Here is a 24,535-nt window from a genome sequence, read left to right as displayed (position 1 = left end):
CCATGTTCAGGATCACTATGCTTGGAAAAAAGACCGGCGCGGCCGCGCCCGACAACCATGACCATAACGCCGCCGAAGCTCCCGCGCCGGCCGCGCCTGTCGAGCCGGGCAAGACGATGCCGGAACAGTTGGCGCAAAACCTCAAGACACAGGGCGATGCCATGATCCAGTACGGTGCGCGCCTGCTGGTGATGCGCGAACTGCTGTGCTCGCTGACCACGGGCCTGCCGCCAGCGGCGCGCGCCAGCGCCGAGCAGCGCTTCCGCCAGCGCATCAACCAGTTGATGTCGCTGACCGACGACCATGTCCTGCCGGCGGAATTCCACCGCGCCCTGCTTGCCGAGGTCAATTACTATCTGGGCGAGCTGAAAAAGCCCTGAGCAATGCCTGCCCGATAATCCCGCCGGTCATTATTGCAGGCCTGGCGACGCCGCCTGCGCGAATTATTCAGCGCCATTTTCCTTTCTCCGGATCGCACCCGGCACAGCCTGAAATGCCCTGCCCCAGCCAGGGCATTTCCGCGGAATCTCCCAGGCGCTGCAATAATCTCGCCCTGTTTGCTACTGGTAGTAACCGTCATCGCCGGGCAGCGGCCATCGTGCTACAGTGCGCTCTTCGGAGACCGCTTGCGCAGCGACGCACAGCGCACTCATGCCGCCCCTCTCAGCCGGCACACCGTCCGAATTATTGCCGCGCAGCCGCCTGCCCGGGGCCATTGCCCCAGCCGCCGCTGCCGCTCCCTAGGATCTTCATGAAAAACCGGCTCCAGGCCGCGCTCACCATCGCAGTCTTCAAGCTCGTCGCCGCCCTGCCGTACGGTGTCACCGCACGCCTGGGCGATGCGATCGGCAAGCTGCTGTATCGCATTCCCAGCCGCCGCCGGCGCATTGTCCATACCAACCTGTCCCTGTGCTTCCCGGACATGGATGCAGACACGCGCGACAAGCTGGCACGAAACCACTTCGGCCACGTCCTGCGCAGCTACCTGGAGCGCGGCGTGCAGTGGTTCGGCAGCGCCGAACGCCTGGGCAAGCTGGTGGAACTGGACTCGCGCATCGACCTGGCCTCGTGCGCGGAGCATCCGACCATCTTCATGGGCTTCCATTTCGTCGGCATCGAGGCCGGCTGCATGTTCTATTCGATGCGCCACCCGGTGGCCTCGCTGTACACCAGGATGTCCAGCCCGATGCTGGAACAAATCTCGCGCACGCAGCGCGGGCGCTTTGGCGCCGAGATGATCCCGCGCAGCGGCAGCGGCAAGCAGGTGGTGCGCACGCTGCGCTCCGGCTGCCCGGTGATGCTGGCGTCGGACATGGATTTCGGCATCAACGATTCGGTGTTCGTGCCGTTCTTTGGCGTGCCGGCCTGCACGCTGACCTCGGCCTCGCGCCTGGCCAGCATGACCGGCGCGCGCGTGGTGCCCTTTACCACCGAGGTGCTGCCCGACTACCGCGGCTACCGGCTGCGCATATTCGACCCGCTGGAAGGGTTCCCCTCGGGCAGCGTCGAGGAAGATTCGCGCCGCATGAACGCCTTCCTCGAAACCCAGATCGCCACCATGCCGGAGCAGTATTACTGGATCCACCGGCGCTTCAAGAACCGGCCCGCAGGCATGCCGTCGGTGTACTGAGCCCGATTATCCTGCCGCGCGGCGCCAGGCCTCCTGGATGTCCGCCACCAGCCGCGCCAGCTGGGCCGCATAGCGGGCATTGTCGCGGCTGCGCTCGCTCTCGTTGAACGGGAAGCTGATATTGAGCCCGTACAGCTGCTGGTCCGGCCCGGAGAATGCGGCCCCCACGGCCAGCAGGTGGCCGGGCTGGTAGGCCGCGGTGCAATAGCCGTGCCGCTGCGCCTGCGCAATGCTGCGCAGCACCTGCGCCCGCATGCCGGTCCAGGCCTCGCCCTGGCGCGCGGCGATGCCGGCCAGCAGGTCCTCCCTCACCCCCTCGGGCTGCGCCGCCAGCCATGACAGCCCGATCGCCGTCATCTCCATCGGCACGCGTGTTCCCGGCACCACGCGCCGCGTGCGCGACACGCTGTCGCGGCTGTGCCGGATCGACGCCAGGTACACCATCTCCAGCTGGTCGCCCACGGCCAGCCCCACGTTGACCTTGCCGGACTCGGCCACCTTGCGCATCAGCGGCAATGCAATGTCCGGCGCGCGGCTGGACTGGTGGAAGGCATCGGCCAGGCTCAGCACCACCGGCGCCAGCCGGTAGGCGCGTTCGTTCACGTCATAGCGCAGAAAGCCGGCATCCACCAGCGAGCGCGTCAGCCGGCTGACGGTGGGGCGCGGCAGGCCGGTGCGCACCGCCAGCTCGGCATTGGTCAGGCTGGTGGTGCCAACACGGAAGGCCCGCAGCAGCACCAGCCCGCGCTCCAGCGACTGGCTGCCCGCGGTGTCGCGGGTAAAGCGGCCGGTCTGGTGCGTGACGCGGCGGGTGGAGGGCTCTGGCAGCACGGCGTCCGGCATCGTCAGTAATTTCAGTTAGTGAAATTCCAGTATAGCGGTACGGCCGCGCGGCGCGAATACTGTGTGCATCCCGGCCCCGAGCCGATCCACCACAGAGGAGCGCCCGCATGTCAACCGACGCCGATATCCAGGTCACCCATGAAGGCCACGTAGCCCGCATCGTCCTGTCCCGCCCGCCGCACAATTTTGTCGATGCCGACATCATGCGGCGCCTGGCCGACACCCTGCAGGCGCTGGACGACGACGAGAACTGCCGCGCCATCGTGCTGGCGTCCGGCGTCAGCGCGTTCTGCGCCGGCGCCGACTTCAGCGGCGCCGACCAGGGCGCGGTCGCCAACGACCCGGGCGGCTTCTACGCCCATGCGATGAGGCTCTACCGCAACCGCAAGCCGATCGTGGCCGCGGTGGAAGGCGCCGCCATCGGCGCCGGCATGGGGCTGGCGCTGGTGGCGGACTTCCGCGTGACCTGCGCCGAGGCGCGCTTCAGCGCCAACTTCAACCGGCTGGGCTTCCACCCCGGTTTCGGCATGAGCCTGACGCTGCCGCGTCTGGTGGGCGAGCAGCAGGCCGCGCTGCTGTTCTACACCGGCCGGCGCATCACCGGCACCGACGCCGTCAAGATCGGCCTGGCCGACGAACTGGTGGAAAAGGCGCAGGTCAATGCCCGCGCCATGGCCCTGGCGCAAGAGATCGCCGCCTCCGCCCCGCTGGCCGTGGAAACCACGCGCGCCACGCTGCGCGAAGGGCTGGCCGACCGCATCGCCGAGATCAACCAGCGCGAACTGGCAATCCAGCACGGACAGTTCCGCAGCGAGGACTTCCGCGAGGGTGTCGCCGCCATGGCCGCGCGCCGCGCCCCTGTGTTCAAGCGCCGTTGAAGGAGTGGGCCTGATGAGCGAACAAGACACCCGCGCCACGCCGGCCGGCCCGCTGGACGGCATCCGCGTGCTGGACCTCACCGCGGTCGTGCTCGGGCCACTGGCCACGCAGGTGCTGGCCGACTTTGGCGCCGACGTGATCAAGATCGAAGGGCCCGAGGGCGACCTGATGCGCGCCAACGGCGTCTCGCAACACGCCGGCATGAGCTCGATCTACCTGGCGCTGAACCGCAACAAGCGCTCGGTCGTGCTCGACCTGAAGACCCCCGAGGGCGCCGAGGCGCTGCGCGGGCTGATCGCCAGCGCCGACGTGCTGGTGCACAACATGCGCGTAGCCGCGATCGAGCGGCTGGGCTTCGGCTATGCCGAGGTGGCGCGCATCAACCCGCGCATCGTCTACTGCGTGGCCACCGGCTTCGGCCAGGACGGCCCGCACCGCGACAAGCCGGCCTTCGACGACATCATCCAGGCCGGCTGCGGGCTGGTCGCGCTGGGTTCCACCACCGGCGATCGCCCCGAGTACGTGCCCAGCCTGATCGCCGACAAGACCACCGGGCTGGCCTTGGCCAACGCGGTGCTGGCAGCCCTGCTGTACCGCGAGCGCCATGGCGTCGGCCAGTCGGTGGAGGTGCCGATGCTGGAGACCATGACCGCGTTCGTGATGGCCGAGCACCTGGGCGGCCTGACCTTCGAGCCCGCGCCGGCCGGTGCCGGCTACGCCCGCCTGCTGCAAGGCGGGCGCCGCCCCGCGCCGACCCGCGACGGCTGGATCTGCGCCCTGCCCTACACCGAGCGGCACTGGCAAGCCTTCTTCCGCGCGGTGGGCCGCGACGACCTGGCCGAGCGCTACGAGGTGGCCGACCGCGCGCAGCGCAACGCCAATATCCGCGCGCTGTACGGGCACCTGGCCGAGCTGACGCCGGCACGCGCTACCGACGAATGGATGGAGTTGTTCGAGTCGCTCGACATTCCCGCCACGCCGATCTACGGCCTGGACGCACTGGTCGACCATCCGCACCTGCGCGCCGTCGGCCTGTTCCAGGAAACGCTGCACCCCACCGAAGGCCCGCTGCGCGAAGTGCGCCCCGCCGCGCGCTTCTCGGCCACGCCGCTGTCGCTGCGCCGCCATGCGCCGGGGCTGGGTGAACACACCGCCGAAGTCCTGCAAGAGCTGGGCCTCGCGCAAGGCGCCAGCCAACGATAACGAATCAGCAGGAGACAAGCATGAACTTTGAACTGGACGAAGAACACCGGATGCTCAAGGACCTGGTCGCGCGCTTTGTGCGCGAGCAGCTGATCCCGCTGGAACCCGCGGTGCTGGCGCGCGAAGCCGCCGGCGGGCAGATGACGCTGCTGCCGGAAGAGCACGCGCGGCTTGACGCGATGTCGCGCGAACTGGGCCTGTGGGGCCTGGATGCGCCCACGGAGATGGGCGGCGCCGACCTGCCCACGGTGGCGATGGTGGGCGTCAACGAAGAACTGGGCAAGACCATCACGCCCTACGAACTGCCGCCGGACTCGCCCAACCTGCGCATGCTGATGCTGAGCGCCAGCGAGACCCAGCGCGAGCGCTACCTTGCCCCTTACGCGCGCGGCGAGACCGTGTCGGCCATCGCCATTTCCGAACCCGGCGCCGGCGGCGACCCCGCCATGATGACCACGCGCGCCGAACGCGACGGCGACCAATGGGTGCTCAACGGCCGCAAGATCTGGATCAGCCGCGCGGCACGCGCCGACTGGACCATCGTCATGGCCGTAACCGACAAGGCCAGGGGCGCGCGCGGCGGCATCTCGGCCTTTATCGTCGAGCGCGGCACGCCGGGCTTCCGGGTGGAGCGCCGCATCCCGATGATCGGCGGCGCATCGACTTACGAGGTGGTGCTGGAAGACTGCCGCATCCCCGCCTCGCAGCTGCTGGGCACCGAGGGCCAGGGCTTTGCGCCGATGCAGGCGCGACTGTCCACGCGCCGCGTGCAGATGGCCGCGTGGTGCATCGGCCGGGCGCAGCGGGCGCTGGACATGATCTGCGAGTACGCACCGCAGCGCCAGACTTTCGGCGCGCCGCTGGCGCAGCGCCAGGCGATCCAGTGGTGGGTGGCCGACGCCGCCACGCGCATCCACGCCTGCCGCCTGATGACCTACGAAGCCGCCAGCCGCATCGACGCCGGCGACGAGGCCCGCACGCAGGTATCGATGATCAAGGTATTCGCCACCGAGATGGCCTGGGACGTGATCGACCACGCCATGCAGACCTTCGGCGCGATGGGCATGACCAAGGAGCTGCCGCTGCAGCAGATGGCCAACGAGACCCGTTTGATGCGCATCTACGAAGGACCCAGCGAGGTGCACCGCTGGGTCATCGCCCGCGACCTGCTCGGCCTGCGCCGTTAAGCCCCCCGCTTATCCCCTTGCACCGGCGGGAACACGCCGGGCATTCCACGCTTAGGAGACACCATGCAACAGGTTTTCCGTTCCCGCCGCCGCTTCCTCGGACTGGCTGCCGCCGCGCTGGCGGCCATCGGCACCGCTACGCCGCTGGCGGCGCCCGCCGCAGAGTCCGCCGACGCCTTTCCTGCCCGCCCGATCCGTTTTATCGTGCCCTTCCCTTCCGGCAGCGGCACCGACACCACCGCGCGCATGTTCGCCAAGAAGATCGGCGAGCTGACCGGCCAGGGCGTGGTGGTGGAGAACAAGCCCGGCGGCAACGGCTTTATCGGCGTGCAGACCGCGCTGAACGCGCCGGCCGACGGCTACACCGTCTTTATCGGCAGCAATTCCACGCTGTCGACCAATGCCGCCACCTTCCGCAAGCTGCCTTATGACCCGTTGACGGATTTCGTGCCGATCACGCTGCTGTCGCGCGGGCCATGCGTGATCATCGTGCCGGCGAGCTCGCCCTACCGCACGCTGACGGAGCTGCTGGAAGATGCCCGCAAGCGCCCCGGCGCGCTCAACTACGGCACGGGCTCGATCTCCTACACGCTCTATTCCGAGTGGCTCAACGAGCTGGCCCGCATCAAGACCACCGCCGTGCCGTACAAGGGCGCGGGCGATGCCATCAACGGCGTGATGGCGGCCAATGTCGACTTCGCCGTGGTGGATGCCACCGGCGCCATCGAACTGGTCCGTGGCGGCAAGGTCCGCGCGCTGGCCTACACCGCGCCGCAGCGCTCGCCGCTGCTGCCGGACGTGCCCTCCATCGTCGAAGCCGGCCTGCCTGACTTCCTGGCCTACAACTGGGTGGCCGCGGCGGTCTCGGCAAAGACCCCGCCGGCGGTGGTGAAGCGGCTGCTGGACCTGTTTGCGCAGGCCGGCAACGCGCCCGATGTGCGCGAGTACTACACGCGCCAGTCGACCAAGCTGATTCTGTCGTCGCCGGCCGAGATGCTGCAGTACCAGAAGGACGAGATCCAGCGCTGGAAGCGGCTGGCAACGGTGGCGAAGATTCCGCTGCAATAACCGCGTGGCCCTGCCGCTGGCTCAGCGGCTGTGCTCGCGCAGCAGCACCGTCAGGCGCTGCGCCAGCGGCGACAGATAGGCGCCCTCGCGCGAGATCACGCCGATGTTCCGGCGCAGGTCCAGTTCCTCCACGCCCAGCGGCAGCACGCGCAGGCCCTGCTGCATGGCATCGCCGCCTTCATTGGCGATGCTCAGCATCTGCGTACCCTGCATCAGCGCAAACAGCGAACTGCTGCCAAAGTCGATCTCGATGCGCGGCTGTGGCTCCGGCAGGCCGCGCTGGCGGAACGCCGCGTCGACCTGCTGGCGCAGCGTGATATGCCCTTCGGGCAGCAGCCATTCCTGGTCCGCCAGGTCCGCCAGACGCAGCTTGCGCCGCTGCAGCAAGGCGTGGCCCTCGTCCGCCACCACCACCAGCCGGTCGGCGAAGAGCGGCTGTACCGCCAGGCCGGCCGATGAGGCTGCCAACGGCGCCGGCGCCACCGCCACATCCAGTTCCCCCGCCGCAAGCAGGTCCAGCAGGTCGCGCGCCAGCCTGCGGCGCAGCCGCAGCCGCGCCACGGGACGCTCGCGCACCAGCTGCCGGCAAGCGCCCAGGATCACGCTGCCCGGGATCGACGGGGAATAGCCCACGCGCAGGATGCCCTGCTCGCCGGTGCGGATGCCCAGCATCTCCTTGATGCCGTCCTCGTATTCCAGCTGGATGCGCCGTGCCCGCTCCAGGAAGCGCGTGCCGGCGTAGGTGGCGGTCATTCCGTTGGCGGTGCGCTCGAACAGCGGCAGCCCCGCCTGCGTCTCCACCCGCTGCACCGCCTTGGTCAGCGCCGGCTGGCTGATGCCCAGCGCGTCGGCGGCACGGCCGATGCCGCCGTGCGCCGCCACGGCGAGGATGTATTCGATATCCCGCGTCTCCATTGCCTCACATTCCTGATGGTTATGACTTTATAGCCAACGCGTCATTGTAGTGATGCCTGCCATCTTACAGACTACGGCGCACGAGCACACGTAAAAGCGCTCACCAGGATCATCAAGCATCAACGGAGACAGCATGGGTTTCGCGTATTTCCTGCGCCGCGCCGCGCGCTACTGGGGCGACCAGCCCGCCATCCTCTACCAGGACCGGGAGGTGACCTATCGCCAGCTGGACGAACGTTCCACGCGCCTTGCCAATGCGCTGCTGGCACTCGGCCTGCAGCCCGGCGACCGCGTCGCGGTGCAGTCGCGCAACCGGCCAGAGCTGGTCGAACTGGAGTGCGCGCTGTACAAGGCCGGACTGGTCAAGGCGGCGCTCAACCCGCGCTTCACCGCGGCCGAGGCCAGCGACGTGGTCGAGAACTGCACCCCGCGCGTGCTGATCGCCGGCCCCGGCTACACCGGCTATGCGCGCACCACGGCGGGCTTTGGCGGCATCGAGACCTTTATCGCCATCGGCGATGCACCGGCGGGCTATGTCGAATATGAAGCGCTGCTGGCTAATGCCGGCACCACGCCGCCGGACATCACCCCTGCCGCCGACGACCTGGCCGTGCTGCACTTCTCGTCCGGCTCCACCGGCAAGATCAAGGCTGCCATGCAGAGCTACGGCAACCGCATGGCGGCGCTGCGCAAGATGGTGTCCGGCATGGACCGCCCGGCCCGCCCCGGCGACCGGCTGGCGCTGATCGGGCCGGTCACGCACGCCTCCGGCATGCTGATGCAGCCCTACCTGTACCAGGGCGCCACGCTGGTGCTGTTCGAGAAGTTCGAACCCGCGCACTTCCTGGCCGAGGTGGCGCGGCTGCGCATCACCCACGTGTTCATGGTCCCGGCCATGATCAACATGCTGCTGGCCGAGCCCACGCTGGCGCAGGCCGACCTGTCCAGCCTGAAGACCCTGGCCTACGGTGCGGCGCCGATGGCGCCGGCACGCATCCGCGAGGCCTGGGAGCGCATCGGCCCGATCCTGTCGCAGGGCTATGGCGCCAGCGAATCGACCTCCGGCGTGACGCGCCTGTCCACCGCCGACCATGCCGACGCCATTGCCAACCACCCTGAGCGCCTGGCCTCCTGCGGCCGCGCCCTGGGCGAGACCGAAGTGCGGGTGGTCGACGAGCAAGGCAAGGAGGTCGCCGTGGACGAGATCGGCGAACTGGTGATCCGCGGCGAAGACGTGTTCCACGGCTACTTCAACGAGCCCGGGCTGACGCGCGAGACCGTCTTCGATGGCTGGCTGCATACCGGCGACATGGCGCGCGTGGACGAGGCCGGCTACCTGTACCTGGTCGACCGCAAGAAGGACATGATCATCTCCGGCGGCTTCAACGTCTATCCGACAGAAGTGGAAGCTACGCTGTACCAGCACCCCGACGTGCTGGAAGCCTGCGTCATCAGCGTGCCGGACGACACCTGGGGCGAAAGCGTCAAGGCCGTGGTCACGCTGCGCCCCGGGCGCGAGGCCACCGCGCAGCAGCTGATCGCGCACTGCCGCGAGCGCATTGCCGACTACAAGTCGCCGCGCTCGGTGGACTTTGTCGCCGAACTGCCCAAGAACGCCAGCGGCAAGCTGGCCCGCAAGATCGTGCGCGAACGCTACTGGCAAGGCGTCGGGCGCCGCGTGAATTGAAGGAGCCCCGCCATGTTCGATCACCTGACCAATCCCGTACTGCTGGAAACCCGCGCCGGCATCCGCCGCTTTATCGATGAAGACCTGCGCCCGCTGGAACAGGAACTCGGCCTGGGCTCCGAAGACCCGTGGCCGCGCGAGACCCTGCGCAATGTCTGGCGCCGCTCCAGCGAGCTGGGCTTCTATGCCGCGTGCCTGCCGACATCGCTCGGCGGCAAGGGCCTGAACATCCAGGAGCAATGCGCGCTCAAGGCCGACCTGGCCGCCAGCGGCTCCACCCTGGCCGCGCACGTGCTGGGCGACCTGGGCGGCCCGCCGCGCGTGGGCAATATGCTCAAGTACGCCACCCCGGACCAGCTCAAGCGCTACTTCGAGCCCGTGATCCGTGGCGAGAAATCAACCTGTTTCGCACTGACGGAAACGCATTCCGGCTCCGACGCGCAAAGCATCAGGACTTCGGCCGTGGCCGATGGCGACGAGCTGGTCATCAACGGCGGCAAGCACTACATCAGCGGCGCCCCGTTCGCCGACTTTGCCATCGTCATGTGCGTGACCGACGCCACCACCACGCCGCCGGCCATCACCGCGGTGCTGGTTGACCTGGACTTGCCGGGCGTGACGGTAAGCAACGAGTACGTGCCGATGTCGGGCCAGCATATCGACGGCGACATCCGCTTCGAGAACGTGCGCGTGCCGCGCGCCAATATCTTTGGCGGCGAAGGCAACGGCTTCAAGCTGGGCATGTCGCGCATCAACGTGAACCGCCTGCTGCACTGCCCCAGCATGCTGGGGCTGGCCACCAAGGCATATGAGTCGTCGGTGGCATACGCCGGCCAGCGCCGCCAGTTCGGCGGGCCGATCGCGCGCTTCCAGGCGATCCAGCACATGCTGGCCGACATGGCCGCCGCGCTGTGGGCCTGCGAGAGCATGATCACGCATACCGCCGCGCTGGCCGATGCCGGCGCCGACCTGCGCATGAAGGCCGCGGCGTGCAAGCTCTTTGTCTCGGAGCGTTGCTTCGAGGTGGCGGACAAGGCCGTGCAGATCCACGGCAACGTCGGCGTCACGCGCGGCCACCCGGTGGAGCAGACCTTCCGCAAGCTGCGCATGTTCCGCATCTTCACCGGCACCAGCGAGATCCAGCGCAACACCATTGCGCGCGCTATCCTTGAACCGCTGCAGCAGCAGAAGGCCTGACGGCGCCGGCATGAAGACCATACGACAAGACCACGGAGACCACGCATGAACCGCCGAAACTGGCTTGCCACCGCCGGCGCCGCCGCGCTGGGCAGCCTGCTGCTGCCGGCCCGCGCCGCCAACGCATCATCCAGCTACCCCAGCCGCCCGATCCGGCTGATCGTTCCGTTTATCGCCGGCAGCACGCCCGACAACGTCGCCCGCACGCTGTCGGCTGAGCTGGGCAAGAAGCTCGGCCAGCCGCTGGTGGTCGAGAACATGCCCGGCGCCGGCGGCATCATCGGCGCCAGCGCGCTGCGCCGTGCCGCGCCCGATGGCTATACGCTGGGCATCCTGGCCAATACGCACGTGATCAACGTGCACATGTACCGCAAGATGCCGTATGACCCGGCGCAGGATTTCACGCCGATCACCGCCCTGTCCGGCGGACCGTCCGCGCTGGTGGTGCCGGTCTCGTCCCCCTACAAGACCGCTGCCGAACTGATCGCCGCCATGAAGAAGGCGCCGGGCAAGTTCAACTACGGCTCCGGCGGCAAGGGCAGCATCGCCCATCTTGCGGTGGAAACCATGCTGCACCAGACCGGCTGCGACGCCGTGCATATCCCTTACAAGGGTGCGCCGGAAATCATCACCTCCATGCTGACGGGACAAACCCAGTTCGGCATGCCGGTGCTCGGCACCGCGACACAGTACGTGCGCAATAACCAGGTCAGGATGCTTGCCGTCACTGCGGCCGCGCGCTCGCCGTTCTTCCCGGACGTGCCGACCATGGCCGAAGCCCTGCCCCCGGGCTTTGTCATCGACAACTGGAGCGGCCTGTTCGCACCGATCAACTTCCCGGCCGAACTGGCGCAGAAGCTGCACGCCGCCGTCGGCGCCCTGCAGAGCGCCGGCGTGTTCGATGCCCAGCTCAAGGCCAATGCCGGCGAGCTGCGCCGCAGCGCCTCGCCAGCGCAGTTCGGCACCATGGTGGCCAGCGACAACGCGCGCTACGGCGACCTGATGAAGTCGATCGGCATGGTCGGCGACCTGGGCTGAGCGTCCTGCCCGCCCCGCGCCGCACGCTACCTTCCGCGCGTGCGGCACCCCGTTCTTCCCTTCTCCCCCCAAGGCCCTGTATGAAGCCAGAATGGTCCTGCCTCAAGGACGTCACCATCATCGACGTCAGCCAGTTGCTGCCCGGCCCGCACGCATGCAGCCTGCTGCGACAACTAGGCGCGGATGTGATCAAGGTGGAGCAGCCCGGCACTGGCGACACCGCGCGGCAGCTTGGTCCAACGGTGTTTGCGCAGTTCAACCGCGGCAAGCGCTCGATTGCGCTGGACTTGAAGACCGATGCAGGCCGTGAGGCCTTCCTTGACCTGGTGCGCAATGCCGACGCCGTAGTGGAAGGCTTCCGCCCCGGCGTGATGGCGCGGCTTGGGCTGGGCTATGAAGCGCTGGCGGCGGTCAATCCGGCTATCGTGCTGTGTTCGGTCTCCGGCTTTGGCCAGACCGGCCCCTACGCCAGCCATGCCGGGCATGACCTGAACTACCTGGCGCTGGCCGGATACTGGGCGACGCCGGTGCAGGTGCACGACAAGGTCTCGCGCCCGCGCGTGCGGGTGTCGGATTACGCCGCCTCCGGTTACGCGGCGCTATCGCTTGCAGTGGCGATCATGAGTGCGCGCCAGAATGGACAGGGTCAACATCTGGATGTCTCTATCCATGACGCGATCCTGTCGTGGACCGCTCACGGCGCGTGGGCCGCGCGCAGGCATGAGGCATCGCCGCAGGCATCCCCTACCGTGATGCCGGAAAACGATCTCTTCGAAACGCGTGACGGCCGCCATCTGGCGATGGGCATCCTGGAGAACAAGTTCTGGGTCAACCTGTGCGAGGCGCTGGGCAACGAGTTCCCTGCCCTGCGCGATCCGCGCTTTGCCACGCGTGCCGGGCGCTATGGGCACAAGGTGGAGGTCAATGACCTGATGGCGGCGGTGTTCCGCACGCGCGACCTGGTCGAGTGGGGGCTGTTCTTCGGGCCGCTGGATATTCCGTTTTCGCCCGTACTTGGGGCGACGGCGCTGTTTGAGGATCCGCATGTGCAGGCGCGGGAGGTGGTTCGGCCGGTGCCTGGGGAAGGCGGGATCGCAGTGAATTTTCCGGTGAGGTTCTCGTTGGGCTTGCCGGAGGGGGAGGATTTCGTGGCTCAGGTGGGGGAGCATAGTGTGGACGGATCTCTGCCCAAGGTCATCGGTGGCGGGATTGGGAACTCATAAATTGGCCTAGTTCCATGCGGTCGGTTTTCGTGAGGCGGGCGTGGCTGTTTCGCCGGCGTAGCCGGCGAAACAGCCCACGCCCGCCAAGCACGACAACCGACCGCGCCGCGACCACCTCGCATTCCAAGACTCAGCGATTTCCGACTCGCCTGAGTTGCCGCAAGCTTCGCCCGCCTCTTCCGAATGCGACATCTCTTATCGCCTGCATGACTCTGGCAGGAAATACTGGTTGCGTCATCGGATCGCCGGTGACCGGGCGTGGAAACCCGAGGTGTCTCCGGGCAGGAGTGTCGCATCCCATACGGCACTCCTGCGTGCTCGCACGAACGCATCATTCCATGGCGGGCCAGGCGAGGCAGCCGCAAGGCTGGCTGGTTTTCCCGGAGACTGGTTTCCACACTCGCTGTCTGGCCCGCCACCCTCACCTGCAAATGAGTGGCGCGCATTAACCTGGTAAGGAGTCAGTAATGGTCGATGCAATCGAAACCAACGCGTGCCTGCATGAAGTGCGTGCCGGCATTGATGGCGTGCTCGTGCTGCTGGAGCAGCAAAGCGTGCGCTCGGAAGCGTGCTTCAGCGCGCTCTGCCTGCTTGAAATGGTGAAGGCAAAGCTGGATGCCTTGATGGCAGCTGGGCCGCTTGCGGGATAGCAATGCCTCTGGTCTGGCGGTGCTTCGGCACCGTCAGACAGTCCTCGTGAAAGTTGCTCGCCATTCGGCTGCGCGTAGTGTCAACGCGTTGATGACTGCCACCTACTGGGAGATCGGCCGACGTATCGTTGAGTCCGAGCAGGCGGGCCAGGAACGGTACGCAACGCAAAACCGGCTCCAAGCTTGTCGCGACGATCAAGTTTGCCGACGGCAAGACCGTGACGGCACGCTTTGTGGCGAAGTAAGACAAGGACCGGCCGGCTTCATACCAGCCACTGTAACCATCAGATGCCGGAAGGAACGGGCATGCGCCCTAGTGAAGGTCCGGCCATCTGGGATGACGATCATCAATCGTGAAGGCGTGCCGGTGGCTGTGGCTGCCCGTTCGCTCGCCTTCGGACAGGTGGTCCTCGAACGCCGTATCCGCGGGATGGCTGTGGTCGAGGACATCGTGATCGGCGGCCGGCCACATCCGCCAGGCAATCCCCGCGCCAAGGGCTGTCAGCGCAGCGAGGACGGCAAACGCCGGCGCCATGCCTAGCCTCGCACCAAGCTGCCCGGCCAGCGGATACGTCACCAGCCAGCACGCATGCGACAGGGAAAACTGCGCGGCGAAGACTGCCGGCCGGTCGGCCGAGCTTGCCGAGCGACGCAGCAAGCGCCCGCTGGGCGTCAGCGTCATCGAGTAACCGATGCCGATCGTGAACCAGGCTGCAAGGAATGTCGGCCATTCGGCCAGCCCTCCCAGCCCCGCGATAGCGATGCCGGCCAGCAAGCCAAGCGCCATGACCGAAGCACCGGTTAGCATGGCGGGCCTGTCGGGCCGCTTGTCGAGGTACTTCGGCAGCAGCAGCGCTACGAGCATCGATCCGCATCCGAACGCAGCCAATGCAATCGGAACGTCGGTGGCGGGCCGCTGCATCTTGCTTTGCACGTAGACGACAGTATTCACGATGACCATCGAACTCGCCGCCGCAGCGGCAAGATTCAGCGCAAGCAAGCCCCTGAGGCGCGGCGTACGCAAATAGATCGACATACCATGGGATGTCCTGGCGTAGATGTTTCCCGATCGCTCCACTGCCCATGACTGAGGCAGGCGCACAGATATAACCAGTGCAGCCGATACGAGGAAGCCGATGACGGTGCCGGCAAACAACCAGTGGAAGCCGATCACCGTCAACAGCGCCGCGGCCAGCGCAGGGCTGGCAAGGCTTTCCAGGTCATAGGCCAGCCGCGACAACGACAATGCCCTGGTGTAGTCCTTCTCGTCGGGCAGCACATCGGGGATCGTCGCCTGGAACGTGGGCGTGAACGCCGCCGACGCCGACTGGAGCAGGAAAATGAGGAGATAGATCTGCCAGGCTTCGGTCACGAACGGTAGCGCGACAGCGACACCGGCACGGACCAGGTCCATCGACACCAGGAACGCGCGCCGGGGCAGCCGGTTCGCGAACGCTCCGACGACGGGCGCGATACCGACATAGGCAACCATCTTGATCGCCAGCGCCGTGCCGAGGATGGTGCCGGCGTTCGCACCAGCCAGGTCAAAAGCGAGCAACCCCAGGGCAACGGTCGCCAGCCCGGTGCCAACCAGTGCGATGACCTGCGCGAGAAACAGGTGGCGATAGGTGCGGTTGGCCAGGACATCCAGCATGACTGTGACTCTTACAGGTATATGCTGATGGACATGAATTCGCGCGAGCCTGACTTGCCAATCTGGCATCAAGGCCAGTTGGCGAGGGCGGACTGCAATGTGCATTGCAGCCTGACATGGCGCCTGCCGCCCTATCTGGTGTCGTTGCTGCCAAACGAGATGGCATCAAAGAGGGTCACGCTGTCCGCCTTGGTCCAGACTCCGATGGCACCGGCGCCCGGGATATGCTCATCCGACGTGTCGATGTACAGCTTGCCATCCAGCGCCACCCGGATGCGGGGACCGGTAAATTCCACGCGCATCAAATGCCAGGTGCCGGGGGCAACGGGCGCGTCACGATAGCGGATCGTGTGCCGGCGCCCGCCCGTCGTGTAGTACAGCGACACATTGCCCTCCAGCGCATTGGCCCTGGCGACATAGTAGTTGTTCCCGTCCTTCCAGCGCCAGACGACGCCACCCGCTTGATCCTCGCGGCCGGCGACGGGCTTGAACCGCACTTCCACGAAGCCGTCGGCCAGGGAAACGTCCTGTTTCACACACCAGGGGAAGTCGCCGGACCCCGATTGCCTGAGCACATTGCCGAGGTTGGGGCCCGTCGTATCGCGCTCAATGGACCACTTCGGATTGCCGTGCCCGGTGACGCCGCACACCCAACCGTCGGGCAAACCGCCGGGGCGCTGCTGGCTGAACAGGATGGTCTCGCCCATGGCCGGTATGGCCATCCCCAGCAACAATGCAATGAGGAGCGGCTTCATGTGGCATCTCCTGGCTGATAGTGGTCGCAGCGTTCAGGCAGGCATCTTTGGCGGCCAGCGGTGGGTTTCCGCCTGGCAGTGCTGACACCACGCATAGAGCGCGTCGTACATCACCATGCCATGGCCGAGCATCTCGTGATCGCCGGCATACACCTGCGAGAGGCCAAGGGAAATCGCATAGAGTCCGCTGGACTGCGGCGTCAGGTCGAGCTTCGATGTGTCGGCGCCGCGCACGATCGCTGCCAGTTGCCGCAAGGCGGGATCGGGCAGGCTGTACTTGTCCAGGAAGGCGTCAAAGCTGCACAACTCACCGACATGCGACAGCTCCACGCCGGGGATGTCATAGGGAATGGCGCCGGTCTCGCCTGCCACGCGCAAAACGTCGCCGGCGGGCACATAGAGAAATTCCGGCGCCTCGTCGATGAACCGGGCGATGAGCCACGGGCAAGCGATACGGTCGATCTTCGGGCGTTCCCGGGTAATCCATTTCATGGCGGTCTCCGCTCTGGTTCGTCGAGGTGGTGGCTAGGTCTAGGCTGCCGGATTTCTCCCTGGCTATTTGCCCACGCCTCCGAAGCGATCGGCGACCTTTGCCCAATTGATGTTCTGCATGAACGTATCGACATAGGCCGCGGCCTTGGCGCCATAATCCATGTGGTAGGAGTGCTCGTACATATCCAGCGCCAGGATCGGCGTCGCGCCAGCCAGAGTATGGGCGTGGTCGGAGGCCCACTGGTTGACCAGCCGAGCGTCGCGCGGGGAGTAAGTCAGCAGTACCCAACCCGAGCCGCCGCCAAGTGCCTTGCCCATGGCGGTGAACTCCGCTTGCCAGCGCGCGACAGAGCCGAAATCGCGTACGAGCGCCGCTTCCAGTTCGCCGCCTGGACTGCCGCCATCGCCGAGGCTGTCGAAGTACACCTCATGCAGGATCATGGAGTTCGTTGCAATCAGTTCTTCGCGCTTCAGGCCGTTCAGCACAAAGACCGGTGCGGCTGCCACATCGAGTGCGGACAGCTCTGCGGTAATTGCATTCAGCCGCTTCACCGCGCCGCCGTAGTTGTTTTCGTAGTGGCTGACGATCAGTTTCTCAGACAGTCCCGAAAGCCGGGCTGGATCGCAGGCCAGCGGTTTCATTTCGTAGCTCATGGTGTCCCCTGGTTCATAAGGCTCAGTGCTGCAGCACCGGATAAACGGCAAGGCCGATCAGCGCGGCGCCGGTGATGATGACCGGCTCAGGCAGCTTCTTGAACTTCAGCAGCAACGCGACCGTGCCTAGCGCCAGCAGGACGGTCGGAACGTCGACAATCGAGCGCTTGGCCAGTACGAACACTGCGCCGGTGATGGCGCCAATCGCAGCCGCGGTGACACCATCGACAAAGGCCAGGATGCCCGGCAGCTTTCCGTACTTCTTGAAGTAAGGGGCCGGCAGTACCGTGAACAGGTAGCAGGGTAGAAAGGTCGCTAGTGCCGCCACGCAGGCGCCGGGCAGCCCGGCCACCAGGTAACCGATGAAGCCGACCGTGATGACCACCGGGCCGGGGGTGATCATAGCCACGGCTACCGCATCGACGAATTGCTTGTCGTTGAGCCAGTGGTGTTCCGTCACGACACCACCGTAGAGGAAGGGCACGATGGCGAGTCCCGAGCCGAAGACGAAGGCGCCTGCCTTGGCAAAGAACACGCCGATCTGGGTCAGCAGCGGCCAGTCCAGCGTGCTCAGCAGGCCGCTCGCGGCCGGTACCTGCGTGGCCGCAAGCGCATTGGCGCCACTCTGGCGCAGCCATTTGGGTGGGGCGCGCCAGAACCAGGCAAGTACGCCGGCTGCCAGGAACAGCCAGGCGATTTCGGACTCTGTGACGATGGTCACCGCAGCCAGCACCAGGTAGATTGCCCACAGCAGTTTGTCCTTGCCCACGCTCTTTGTGGTCAGCTTGTAGGCGCTGATGGCGATGATGCCGATGACGGCGGCGCCCACGCCATAGAACACCGATTGCATCCAGGTCAGTCCGCCAAACCGGACATAGGCCCAGCCTAGCGCCAGCACCATCAGGAACGACGGCAGCACGAAGGCCAGGCCGATCAGCGTGGCACCGAGGACCCGATAATGGACGTAGCCGAGGTAGATCGCCAGTTGCGCAGCCATCGGCCCGGGCGCCAGTTGTGCCAGCGCTATGCCTTCCTTGTAGTCGCCATCGCTGATCCAGCCCCGCCGCTCCACGAGGTCGCGGTGCATATAGCCGGCCAGCGCGACCGGCCCGCCAAAGCCAAACGTGCCCAGGCGAAGGAAATAGAGCACGAGCTGCCAGAGGGTATAGGTGGGCCGTTCCGAGACGTCCGGCGGTGCCGTGCCGGCTTGTTGCATGCGATTCATAACGGGATCTTGGGAGGAAGTTGAAGTCAGGGCTTCTTGTTGGTGGAGAAGTGTGCGTAAAGCGAATCCAGCACCGTGCCGATTTCTGCCAGCAGGGCGTCATCATCCGTCAGGCGCGCTCGTGCGCCGGCCAGCATGGCTTCAAAGCCGCTGGCTTCCGGCACCGAAACGCCGCCGATGTCCAGCGCATGGACCATGGTGCCAAGCCGGCTGAGCCCGCGGTCGGACTCGAGGCCGAAGCTCGACAGCAGCACTTCAAATGAAACGCGCTCGCCCACGTGCGTGAAGGTCGCGTCGTCGAAATCGAAGCCCAGCGCATCGTCCGGGCAATCGGAGGCGCTTTCCAGCCACAGGAACCGGGCGTGGGGATCGATGAAGCGCTGGATCAGCCAGGCGCTTGCCAGGCGGTCCACCCACAGGTGGCGGCGGGTGGCCCAAATCCGCCCTTGATACTGGGTAGGATCCCGGCGAGCGATTGCTCGCGAGAGCGCCTGTGGTTCGCCCGGAGACTGGATGGTCTCGATGGCGCGGCTGAAGTCATTCCATTGGGCTTCGGCGCGGGTCGACGCGTCATTAGGGAAGAAGTCGATCGTGCGGATCGCTTCGTAGGCACGCCCGTGACGACGCAGCAGGCGATTGAGTTCGGCGCTGCTTTGATCGGTCAGCGACTTGCGCGCGTCTGACAGGGCAGCCTGCAGGTCCGCATAGTCAGCGCTGCGGTCGAACAACGCCTGGAAAGCGGTCTCTTCCCCTGGATTGTCGGCGCGGACACTCAAGAGCCAGGCCTGGCCGCCTTCATGCCGGGCGTCGTCGGCCAACTCGCGCAACTGGGCGATTTGCTCATCGCCTGCAGGCAAGAGATAGGCGCCGTCACGCAGTGCGGCACAACCAATAGTCTTGATCGCGCGCCAGATCCGCATCCGGGCGGTGGCGCCGGAGGTTGGTAGCGTGACGATCAGCAAAGCCCAGGGGTCGATGAACGCAGTCATGAGCGCATGTTAGGAGCCCATAACACGTATTTCAATGCTGTAGATATCCCTACATTAATGGCTTCTGAATCACGTTTTGGAGAGCGCCGGGAATGTGACGCTCTGTCCTTAAAGGAGCAGGGACTCAGTCGCGCCCGCGAAGGGGCGCTGGCGGTCGGCGCTTCCCGACCCGTATGGACGTACTCGCACGCCCACTCTGCAAATGACCGGAGCTTCGGTCAACTTGGCCATTGGCCATTTTTGGACTGATTGGCAGAATGTTGCCGGCGCGCTAGTACGGCCTCACCGCTGCGGCTCCTGTTGCTTGTCACCGCACGCGTTGCGCAAGTGCACATCCCCGTCGTGACGATGTATGTGCAATTCGGCGTTCTCTCGCCTGGCCACGTCCCAACCCGCAGCGATTGCCGCTTCCATGGTCGGAAATCTCTGGGCCTTTATATTGAGGCCGCCGAACTCCAATGCCCAACCAGCTTCTGCGGGTAGAACGCGAATGATCCGCGATTGCATAATGACCCCTCTCTAAATTTCCCGCGACATACAGTGGGCGGCGCGTACGGTCGAGAAGAACACGTTCCCGCGGACAAGCGTGGCTGGGTAAGAGCCGGGATCATCCGGGAGAAGCCGCTTCGAGGGTACGTCATGCATCGCTGTACCTGCGTCAACGAACACATGAGCAAGACTGCTGCTGCATGGGCGGGCACCTTTCGGTGCCATACGAGCAGAAGACGCAGCAATCACCGGCCTTTGGCCTTAGCACCGTGTGACAGTGTTCGCATTCATAGCACCACTGGCAGGCATCAATGCGCATGGTTTCTTCTTTTGCATGCGCGCACTTGGGACAGGTGATGACTGACTGCAGCTTGAGGGCGCTCATCATTTCTCTTTGCCTCACCGCCGATGGGCAGTAGACGGTCGCCGTGTGCCTGGCGTTGCCCCTCGACATGCAATCCGTCCTTCCCGTATGTGCGGTTTAGGCGTAGCCTAGGTCCGTACCAAGGTACGGAGTCAAGCGATGGACCACACACTGACAATCGGGAAGCTGGCCAAGGCGGCTGGTGTTGGCGTGGAGACGGTACGCTACTACCATCGGTGCGGCCTGCTGCCGGTGCCAGAGCGTGCCTATGGCGCCATTCGGCAGTATTCGCAACAGAGCTTGCAGCGGCTTCATTTCATTCGCCAGGCCCAGTCGCTCGGGTTCACCCTGGATGAAGTCCGGGTACTGCTGCGACAGAACGATGGCGGCACATGCAGCACAGCCCGCGCACTGGCCGAGCAAAAGCTCAGTCTTGTGGAGGAAAGATTGAAGGATTTGCGACGAATGCGAGCTGAACTGAAGGACCTCATTGGGCAATGCCACGCTAATGGTAATGAGGCTTTATGTCCCTTGATTGACTCTTTGTCTGCCAACATGAGATCAGAGAACGCCCGTGACGCTCTATTTCGGCATCGGTGAACGAGGTCGGCTGATTGAGATGGTTCGGCCATTCATTGACCGCTTCTTTGAATGGCTAAGAATCGCCGGGAGCGGAAGTCCAGACTTTCACATGGCCAGCCATTCCCGGCGCCGCACGTGTACGGCGGAGTCGCCACGGATTTTCACGGACTGCATGAGAAGACCGGAACACGGATGCCATTGCGATGCGCACACCTGAAGATCCGGCCATGACTGTCAGCAGAGGCTGGCTTGCGCGCCTGGTCCTGCCCGCGGGCGTTCATCCCGGCGCCTTGCCGCTTCTCGTGGGCCGCGCGCTGCGCGGCTTCTGTGACGGCTTTATCGCCGTGCTGTTGCCGGCGTACCTGCTGGCCCTCGGTTTCGCGCAACTGGCAGTGGGACTGGTCAGCAGCGCCACCCTGATCGGCTCGGCACTGGCGACGGTCCTGGTGGGCGTCATCGGCCACCGCTATCCGCAGCGAAGGCTGCTGGTGTCGGCGGCCGCGCTGATGGCCGCGACCGGCATAGGCTTCGCCGGGCTGTCCTCGCTCTGGCCGCTGTTGCTGGTCGCATTCGTTGGCACGCTCAACCCCAGCTCCGGCGACGTCAGCGTCTTCCTGCCGCTTGAGCATGCCGGTCTTGCCGATTCAGCCTCCCCCGATGCCCGCACTGCGCTGTTCGCCCGCTACAGCCTGACCGGGGCCCTCTGCGCCGCCATTGGCGCGCTGGCGGCGGCGCTGCCGGACTGGCTCGCGGCGCAGCTTGGGGTTCCTGTTCTCGGCGCGCTGCGCGCCATGTTCATGGTCTATGCCCTGACAGGTGCCGCACTCTGGATCCTCTATGCCCGCATGCCGGAGCCGCCAGCGCACCTGGCAACGGCGAGAGTCCCGCTGGGGCCGTCTCGCCGGATCGTTACCCGCCTTGCCCTGCTCTTCAGCGTCGACGCATTTGCCGGCGGCCTGGTGGTGAATTCTCTGCTGGCACTCTGGTTGATGCAGCGCTTCAGCCTTTCCATTGGTGCCGCCGGGCAATTCTTCTTCTGGGCCGGGCTGCTAAGCGCGGGCTCCCAGCTCGTGGCTGCGCCGCTGGCTCGCAGGTTCGGTTTGCTGAATACGATGGTGTTCACCCATATCCCGTCCAGCCTCTGCCTGATCGCGGCCGCGTTCGCCCCCTCCCTGCCGGCGACGCTGGCGCTGTTGCTCGTACGCAGCGCGCTGTCGCAGATGGATGTACCGACCCGGACCGCCTATGTCATGGCCGTGGTGACGCCGCCCGAGCGGCCGGCGGCGGCAAGCCTGACCGCTGTGCCTAGGAGCCTGGCTGCCGCATCCGGCCCGACCCTGGCGGGCGCGCTGCTGGCCATGGGCTGGGTCGGGACGCCGCTGGTTGCCTGCGGCGTGCTCAAGATCGCGTACGACCTCGCACTCCTTGGTGCGTTCCGGCGGGTCAAGCCGCTCGATTGACGCGCTGGGCCGTCGCGTAAAGATTCGATAAAGAAGCGCCGCGCCGGCGAAGCACCTCCGCCGATGGCAGCGGCTTGACACCACCCATCACGATCGCCAGCGGCCAAAAAAGTGCACCTTGGTTCGCGTGCGCAAGCTGATTGCCGGAATCTTTATGCGTTCTTTATACGCACCGGCCACCTTTCTACCCTGTTTTTACGACCCCGTCGCTAATCTGCAAGCCGAAACCATTCAAGGGTGCTTTGTTATGGACGGGATCTTTTTGATCGTATTGATTGGCTTCGCCGTGCTGAGCGCGGCCCTGCTGGGGCTTTGCGCCGTGCTTGCGCCGAAATCTCCGGCAGGCGGCGAGCACGGCGGCGCGCATGACCAGATGCCGGCAAAGAACAGCGCGTCGGACAGGAGGCTGTGATGGGCTGGACCGATCTGTTGAGCGGCGTGCTGGCCATTGCCATTTTTGTTTACCTCCTCATTGCGTTGTTCCGGCCGGAGAAATTCTGATGTCCTCCCAATTCTCGGGCCTGCTGGTCCTCTATCTCGCCATCCTCCTGGCGTGCGCCCCTTTTCTCGGGCGCTATATCCGGCGCGCTGTGGAAGACGGCGACTATTCGCTGACCGTCTGGGGCCGACCGCTGGAACGGCTGCTGTATCGCCTGGGCGGCGTGCGTGCCGATACCGGGATGGGGTGGAAGCAGTACGCCGTCGCGGTGCTGGCGTTCAACCTGCTTGGCGTGGTGGCAGTCTATGCGCTGCAGCGCCTGCAGGGCATGCTTCCGCTCAATCCGCAGGGCTTAGGTGCGGTTGCGCCGGACTCGGCCTTCAACACGGCGATCAGCTTTGTCGCCAACACCAACTGGCAAGGCTATGCCGGCGAGTCGACCATGGGCTATCTGACGCAGATGCTCGCGCTCACCGTGCAGAACTTCCTGTCCGCGGCGACCGGCATCGCGGTGGTGTTCGCGCTGATGCGCGGATTCGCGCGCCAGAGCGCCGCCACCATCGGCAATTTCTGGGTCGACATGACGCGGGTCACGTTGTACGTGCTGGCGCCGATTGCGACCGTGATTGCACTGGCGCTGGTCAGCCAGGGAGTGATCCAGAACTTCGATGCCTACAAGGAAGTCAGCCTCGTCACGCCGGTTGAGTACAGCCAGCCGAAGATCGATGCGGCCGGGCAACCGGTGCTCGATGCCCAAGGCAAGCCGGTGACGGAAGACCTGAAGACCGACAAGCAGACGCTGGCGATGGGTCCGGTTGCCTCGCAGGAAGCCATCAAGATGCTGGGCACCAACGGCGGCGGCTTCTTCAATGCCAACTCGGCGCATCCGTTCGAGAACCCGAATGCCCTGGCCAACCTCCTCGAGATGCTGGCGATCTTCCTGATCCCCGCGGCGCTGTGCTTCACCTTTGGCGAAATGGTGGGGGACAGGCGACAGGGTGTGGCGGTGCTGGCCTCCATGACGGTCATCTTTGTCGCGATGGCCTGCGTGGCGGCGATGTCCGAGCAGATGGCCAACCCGGCGCTGGCCGGATTGCCGGTGGATCACGCCGCGTCGCTGTTGCAGGCCGGCGGCAATATGGAAGGCAAGGAAACGCGCTTCGGCATGGCCGCTTCGGCACTGTTCGCCACCATCACGACCGCGGCGTCGTGCGGTGCGGTCAATGCCATGCATGACTCCTTCACCGCCATCGGTGGCCTGGTGCCGATGCTGCTGATGCAGCTGGGCGAGGTGGTGTTCGGAGGCGTCGGCTCCGGGCTGTACGGCATGCTGGTCTACGCCGTGCTCGCGGTGTTCATCGCCGGACTGATGATCGGGCGCACGCCGGAGTACCTCGGCAAGAAGATCGAAGTCTACGAAATGAAGATGACGGCGGTGGCGATCCTGGTCACGCCACTGCTGGTGCTGCTCGGCACGTCGGTGGCGGTGATGACCGAGGCGGGACGCGCCGGGGTGTTCAATCCCGGCACGCACGGCTTCTCGGAGATCCTGTACGCGCTCTCGTCGGCGGCCAACAACAATGGCAGCGCCTTTGCGGGCTTGTCTGCCAACACGCCGTTCTACAACACGCTGCTGGCGGCGGCCATGTGGTTTGGCCGGTTCTGGATCATCATCCCGGTCCTTGCGCTGGCGGGCTCGCTGGCAGCCAAGAAACGCGTGCCGGTGAGCGGCGGCACGATGCCGACGCACGGCCCGCTGTTTGTCGTCCTGCTGGTGGGCACGGTGCTGCTGGTCGGGGCGCTGACCTATGTCCCGGCGCTGGCGCTGGGGCCGGTCGCCGAGCAGCTCCAGGGCGCGATGACGGCAACCGCGGCGAAGTAAAGCGACGACTGACGACGAAATATCGAGCAT

General features: G+C 65.8%; 26 protein-coding genes and 1 pseudogene. 17 read left to right on the top strand and 10 right to left on the bottom strand.

From position 1 onward, the window contains the following. Positions 1 to 2 precede the first annotated feature (2 nt). Positions 3 to 380: a hypothetical protein gene (locus AC07UK_RS22435; protein WP_436223750.1), complete on the top strand. Its 378-nt coding sequence runs from the start codon at positions 3 to 5 to the stop codon at positions 378 to 380. Positions 381 to 751: 371 nt separating this feature from the next. After that, the gene (locus AC07UK_RS22430; RefSeq protein ID WP_436223751.1) at positions 752 to 1,630 is read left to right on the top strand and encodes a lipid A biosynthesis lauroyl acyltransferase; all 879 of its coding nucleotides are present in this window, start codon (positions 752 to 754) and stop codon (positions 1,628 to 1,630) included. Positions 1,631 to 1,636: 6 nt separating this feature from the next. Here AC07UK_RS22430 and AC07UK_RS22425 read toward each other — a convergent pair whose 3' ends face one another. Beyond that, positions 1,637 to 2,473, bottom strand: a complete 837-nt coding sequence (locus AC07UK_RS22425) for an IclR family transcriptional regulator (protein WP_436223752.1) — start codon at positions 2,471 to 2,473, stop codon at positions 1,637 to 1,639. Between the two features lie 107 nt (positions 2,474 to 2,580). On the opposite strand from AC07UK_RS22425, the gene AC07UK_RS22420 reads away from it, so the two are divergent. From AC07UK_RS22420 to AC07UK_RS22405, 4 genes are all read left to right on the top strand, one after another. Beyond that, on the top strand, positions 2,581 to 3,351 hold the full coding sequence (locus tag AC07UK_RS22420) for an enoyl-CoA hydratase/isomerase family protein (protein WP_436223753.1): 771 nt from the start codon (positions 2,581 to 2,583) through the stop codon (positions 3,349 to 3,351). A 13-nt stretch (positions 3,352 to 3,364) separates the two neighbouring features. Then, positions 3,365 to 4,555 (top strand): CaiB/BaiF CoA transferase family protein, encoded by a 1,191-nt coding sequence (locus tag AC07UK_RS22415; protein ID WP_436223754.1) that lies wholly within the window; start codon positions 3,365 to 3,367, stop codon positions 4,553 to 4,555. Between the two features lie 20 nt (positions 4,556 to 4,575). Continuing rightward, positions 4,576 to 5,742, top strand: coding sequence for an acyl-CoA dehydrogenase family protein (locus AC07UK_RS22410; RefSeq protein WP_436223755.1), 1,167 nt, complete (start codon positions 4,576 to 4,578; stop codon positions 5,740 to 5,742). 63 nt (positions 5,743 to 5,805) lie between these two features. Beyond that, positions 5,806 to 6,810, top strand: a complete 1,005-nt coding sequence (locus AC07UK_RS22405; protein WP_436223756.1) for a tripartite tricarboxylate transporter substrate binding protein — start codon at positions 5,806 to 5,808, stop codon at positions 6,808 to 6,810. Positions 6,811 to 6,831: 21 nt separating this feature from the next. Here the strand turns inward: AC07UK_RS22405 and AC07UK_RS22400 are convergent, their stop codons facing one another. Next, positions 6,832 to 7,725, bottom strand: a complete 894-nt coding sequence (locus AC07UK_RS22400; protein ID WP_436223757.1) for a LysR family transcriptional regulator — start codon at positions 7,723 to 7,725, stop codon at positions 6,832 to 6,834. Positions 7,726 to 7,858: 133 nt separating this feature from the next. On the opposite strand from AC07UK_RS22400, the gene AC07UK_RS22395 reads away from it, so the two are divergent. From AC07UK_RS22395 to AC07UK_RS22370, 6 genes and pseudogenes are all read left to right on the top strand, one after another. Further along, a complete protein-coding gene (locus AC07UK_RS22395; RefSeq protein ID WP_436223758.1) occupies positions 7,859 to 9,412 on the top strand; it encodes an AMP-binding protein in 1,554 nt (517 codons plus the stop codon). A 12-nt stretch (positions 9,413 to 9,424) separates the two neighbouring features. Further along, positions 9,425 to 10,609 carry an acyl-CoA dehydrogenase family protein gene (locus tag AC07UK_RS22390; RefSeq protein WP_436223759.1) on the top strand — a complete coding sequence of 395 codons (1,185 nt, stop codon included), beginning with the start codon at positions 9,425 to 9,427 and terminating at the stop codon, positions 10,607 to 10,609. 45 nt (positions 10,610 to 10,654) lie between these two features. Continuing rightward, positions 10,655 to 11,647 (top strand): tripartite tricarboxylate transporter substrate binding protein, encoded by a 993-nt coding sequence (locus AC07UK_RS22385; RefSeq protein WP_436223760.1) that lies wholly within the window; start codon positions 10,655 to 10,657, stop codon positions 11,645 to 11,647. A gap of 80 nt (positions 11,648 to 11,727) precedes the next feature. Further along, positions 11,728 to 12,870, top strand: a complete 1,143-nt coding sequence (locus AC07UK_RS22380) for a CaiB/BaiF CoA transferase family protein (protein WP_494688215.1) — start codon at positions 11,728 to 11,730, stop codon at positions 12,868 to 12,870. Between the two features lie 467 nt (positions 12,871 to 13,337). After that, complete coding sequence (locus tag AC07UK_RS22375) at positions 13,338 to 13,520, top strand: DUF1484 family protein (protein ID WP_010809624.1); 183 nt, start codon at positions 13,338 to 13,340, stop codon at positions 13,518 to 13,520. Between the two features lie 13 nt (positions 13,521 to 13,533). Further along, positions 13,534 to 13,677 (top strand): annotated as a pseudogene (locus tag AC07UK_RS22370) (DUF1016 N-terminal domain-containing protein); the annotation flags it as partial. Positions 13,678 to 13,833: 156 nt separating this feature from the next. On the opposite strand, the gene AC07UK_RS22365 reads toward AC07UK_RS22370, so the two are convergent. The 8 genes from AC07UK_RS22365 to AC07UK_RS22330 all read right to left on the bottom strand — a co-directional run bounded on the left by AC07UK_RS22365 (position 13,834) and on the right by AC07UK_RS22330 (position 20,163). Continuing rightward, positions 13,834 to 15,174, bottom strand: a complete 1,341-nt coding sequence (locus AC07UK_RS22365) for an MFS transporter (protein ID WP_436223762.1) — start codon at positions 15,172 to 15,174, stop codon at positions 13,834 to 13,836. A 131-nt stretch (positions 15,175 to 15,305) separates the two neighbouring features. Next, positions 15,306 to 15,929, bottom strand: a complete 624-nt coding sequence (locus AC07UK_RS22360; protein WP_436223763.1) for a 3-keto-alpha-glucoside-1,2-lyase-like domain-containing protein — start codon at positions 15,927 to 15,929, stop codon at positions 15,306 to 15,308. Between the two features lie 33 nt (positions 15,930 to 15,962). Continuing rightward, positions 15,963 to 16,421 carry a chromate resistance protein ChrB domain-containing protein gene (locus AC07UK_RS22355; protein WP_436223764.1) on the bottom strand — a complete coding sequence of 153 codons (459 nt, stop codon included), beginning with the start codon at positions 16,419 to 16,421 and terminating at the stop codon, positions 15,963 to 15,965. Between the two features lie 63 nt (positions 16,422 to 16,484). Further along, on the bottom strand, positions 16,485 to 17,075 hold the full coding sequence (locus AC07UK_RS22350) for a superoxide dismutase (protein WP_436223765.1): 591 nt from the start codon (positions 17,073 to 17,075) through the stop codon (positions 16,485 to 16,487). A 22-nt stretch (positions 17,076 to 17,097) separates the two neighbouring features. After that, positions 17,098 to 18,291 (bottom strand): chromate transporter, encoded by a 1,194-nt coding sequence (locus AC07UK_RS22345; protein WP_436225318.1) that lies wholly within the window; start codon positions 18,289 to 18,291, stop codon positions 17,098 to 17,100. A 35-nt stretch (positions 18,292 to 18,326) separates the two neighbouring features. Beyond that, positions 18,327 to 19,289: a chromate resistance protein ChrB domain-containing protein gene (locus tag AC07UK_RS22340; RefSeq protein WP_436223766.1), complete on the bottom strand. Its 963-nt coding sequence runs from the start codon at positions 19,287 to 19,289 to the stop codon at positions 18,327 to 18,329. Between the two features lie 282 nt (positions 19,290 to 19,571). After that, positions 19,572 to 19,796, bottom strand: a complete 225-nt coding sequence (locus AC07UK_RS22335; protein ID WP_436223767.1) for a DUF2188 domain-containing protein — start codon at positions 19,794 to 19,796, stop codon at positions 19,572 to 19,574. A gap of 151 nt (positions 19,797 to 19,947) precedes the next feature. Beyond that, on the bottom strand, positions 19,948 to 20,163 hold the full coding sequence (locus AC07UK_RS22330) for a GDCCVxC domain-containing (seleno)protein (RefSeq protein ID WP_436225319.1): 216 nt from the start codon (positions 20,161 to 20,163) through the stop codon (positions 19,948 to 19,950). 138 nt (positions 20,164 to 20,301) lie between these two features. Between AC07UK_RS22330 and AC07UK_RS22325 the strand changes: the two genes are divergently transcribed. The 5 genes from AC07UK_RS22325 (at position 20,302) to kdpA (ending at position 24,505) form a co-directional block, all read left to right on the top strand. Then, the gene (locus tag AC07UK_RS22325) at positions 20,302 to 20,742 is read left to right on the top strand and encodes a MerR family transcriptional regulator (RefSeq protein WP_436223768.1); all 441 of its coding nucleotides are present in this window, start codon (positions 20,302 to 20,304) and stop codon (positions 20,740 to 20,742) included. Between the two features lie 185 nt (positions 20,743 to 20,927). Then, complete coding sequence (locus tag AC07UK_RS22320; protein WP_436223769.1) at positions 20,928 to 22,184, top strand: MFS transporter; 1,257 nt, start codon at positions 20,928 to 20,930, stop codon at positions 22,182 to 22,184. Between the two features lie 127 nt (positions 22,185 to 22,311). Further along, positions 22,312 to 22,596, top strand: coding sequence for a hypothetical protein (locus AC07UK_RS22315; RefSeq protein ID WP_436223770.1), 285 nt, complete (start codon positions 22,312 to 22,314; stop codon positions 22,594 to 22,596). Then, the gene (kdpF, locus tag AC07UK_RS22310) at positions 22,596 to 22,685 is read left to right on the top strand and encodes a K(+)-transporting ATPase subunit F (protein ID WP_018309472.1); all 90 of its coding nucleotides are present in this window, start codon (positions 22,596 to 22,598) and stop codon (positions 22,683 to 22,685) included. Before AC07UK_RS22315 ends, kdpF begins: the two co-directional genes overlap by 1 nt. Next, positions 22,685 to 24,505 (top strand): potassium-transporting ATPase subunit KdpA, encoded by a 1,821-nt coding sequence (kdpA, locus tag AC07UK_RS22305; RefSeq protein ID WP_494686458.1) that lies wholly within the window; start codon positions 22,685 to 22,687, stop codon positions 24,503 to 24,505. Before kdpF ends, kdpA begins: the two co-directional genes overlap by 1 nt. Positions 24,506 to 24,535 lie beyond the last annotated feature (30 nt).

The sequence above is a fragment of the Cupriavidus sp. GW821-FHT07C08 genome, from assembly GCF_059419025.1.
This window is presented reverse-complemented; position numbering and strand designations above follow the sequence as displayed.

Bases quoted from the DNA above. Each gene is read 5' to 3' on its own strand.
- AC07UK_RS22435 (WP_436223750.1), top strand. From the start codon at position 3: ATGTTCAGGATCACTATGCTTGGAAAAAAGACCGGCGCGGCCGCGCCC.
- AC07UK_RS22430 (WP_436223751.1), top strand. From the start codon at position 752: ATGAAAAACCGGCTCCAGGCCGCGCTCACCATCGCAGTCTTCAAGCTC.
- AC07UK_RS22425 (WP_436223752.1), bottom strand. From the start codon at position 2,473: ATGCCGGACGCCGTGCTGCCAGAGCCCTCCACCCGCCGCGTCACGCAC.
- AC07UK_RS22420 (WP_436223753.1), top strand. From the start codon at position 2,581: ATGTCAACCGACGCCGATATCCAGGTCACCCATGAAGGCCACGTAGCC.
- AC07UK_RS22415 (WP_436223754.1), top strand. From the start codon at position 3,365: ATGAGCGAACAAGACACCCGCGCCACGCCGGCCGGCCCGCTGGACGGC.
- AC07UK_RS22410 (WP_436223755.1), top strand. From the start codon at position 4,576: ATGAACTTTGAACTGGACGAAGAACACCGGATGCTCAAGGACCTGGTC.
- AC07UK_RS22405 (WP_436223756.1), top strand. From the start codon at position 5,806: ATGCAACAGGTTTTCCGTTCCCGCCGCCGCTTCCTCGGACTGGCTGCC.
- AC07UK_RS22400 (WP_436223757.1), bottom strand. From the start codon at position 7,725: ATGGAGACGCGGGATATCGAATACATCCTCGCCGTGGCGGCGCACGGC.
- AC07UK_RS22395 (WP_436223758.1), top strand. From the start codon at position 7,859: ATGGGTTTCGCGTATTTCCTGCGCCGCGCCGCGCGCTACTGGGGCGAC.
- AC07UK_RS22390 (WP_436223759.1), top strand. From the start codon at position 9,425: ATGTTCGATCACCTGACCAATCCCGTACTGCTGGAAACCCGCGCCGGC.
- AC07UK_RS22385 (WP_436223760.1), top strand. From the start codon at position 10,655: ATGAACCGCCGAAACTGGCTTGCCACCGCCGGCGCCGCCGCGCTGGGC.
- AC07UK_RS22380 (WP_494688215.1), top strand. From the start codon at position 11,728: ATGAAGCCAGAATGGTCCTGCCTCAAGGACGTCACCATCATCGACGTC.
- AC07UK_RS22375 (WP_010809624.1), top strand. From the start codon at position 13,338: ATGGTCGATGCAATCGAAACCAACGCGTGCCTGCATGAAGTGCGTGCC.
- AC07UK_RS22365 (WP_436223762.1), bottom strand. From the start codon at position 15,174: ATGCTGGATGTCCTGGCCAACCGCACCTATCGCCACCTGTTTCTCGCG.
- AC07UK_RS22360 (WP_436223763.1), bottom strand. From the start codon at position 15,929: ATGAAGCCGCTCCTCATTGCATTGTTGCTGGGGATGGCCATACCGGCC.
- AC07UK_RS22355 (WP_436223764.1), bottom strand. From the start codon at position 16,421: ATGAAATGGATTACCCGGGAACGCCCGAAGATCGACCGTATCGCTTGC.
- AC07UK_RS22350 (WP_436223765.1), bottom strand. From the start codon at position 17,075: ATGAGCTACGAAATGAAACCGCTGGCCTGCGATCCAGCCCGGCTTTCG.
- AC07UK_RS22345 (WP_436225318.1), bottom strand. From the start codon at position 18,291: ATGCAACAAGCCGGCACGGCACCGCCGGACGTCTCGGAACGGCCCACC.
- AC07UK_RS22340 (WP_436223766.1), bottom strand. From the start codon at position 19,289: ATGACTGCGTTCATCGACCCCTGGGCTTTGCTGATCGTCACGCTACCA.
- AC07UK_RS22335 (WP_436223767.1), bottom strand. From the start codon at position 19,796: ATGCAATCGCGGATCATTCGCGTTCTACCCGCAGAAGCTGGTTGGGCA.
- AC07UK_RS22330 (WP_436225319.1), bottom strand. From the start codon at position 20,163: ATGAGCGCCCTCAAGCTGCAGTCAGTCATCACCTGTCCCAAGTGCGCG.
- AC07UK_RS22325 (WP_436223768.1), top strand. From the start codon at position 20,302: ATGGACCACACACTGACAATCGGGAAGCTGGCCAAGGCGGCTGGTGTT.
- AC07UK_RS22320 (WP_436223769.1), top strand. From the start codon at position 20,928: ATGCGCACACCTGAAGATCCGGCCATGACTGTCAGCAGAGGCTGGCTT.
- kdpF (WP_018309472.1), top strand. From the start codon at position 22,596: ATGGGCTGGACCGATCTGTTGAGCGGCGTGCTGGCCATTGCCATTTTT.
- kdpA (WP_494686458.1), top strand. From the start codon at position 22,685: ATGTCCTCCCAATTCTCGGGCCTGCTGGTCCTCTATCTCGCCATCCTC.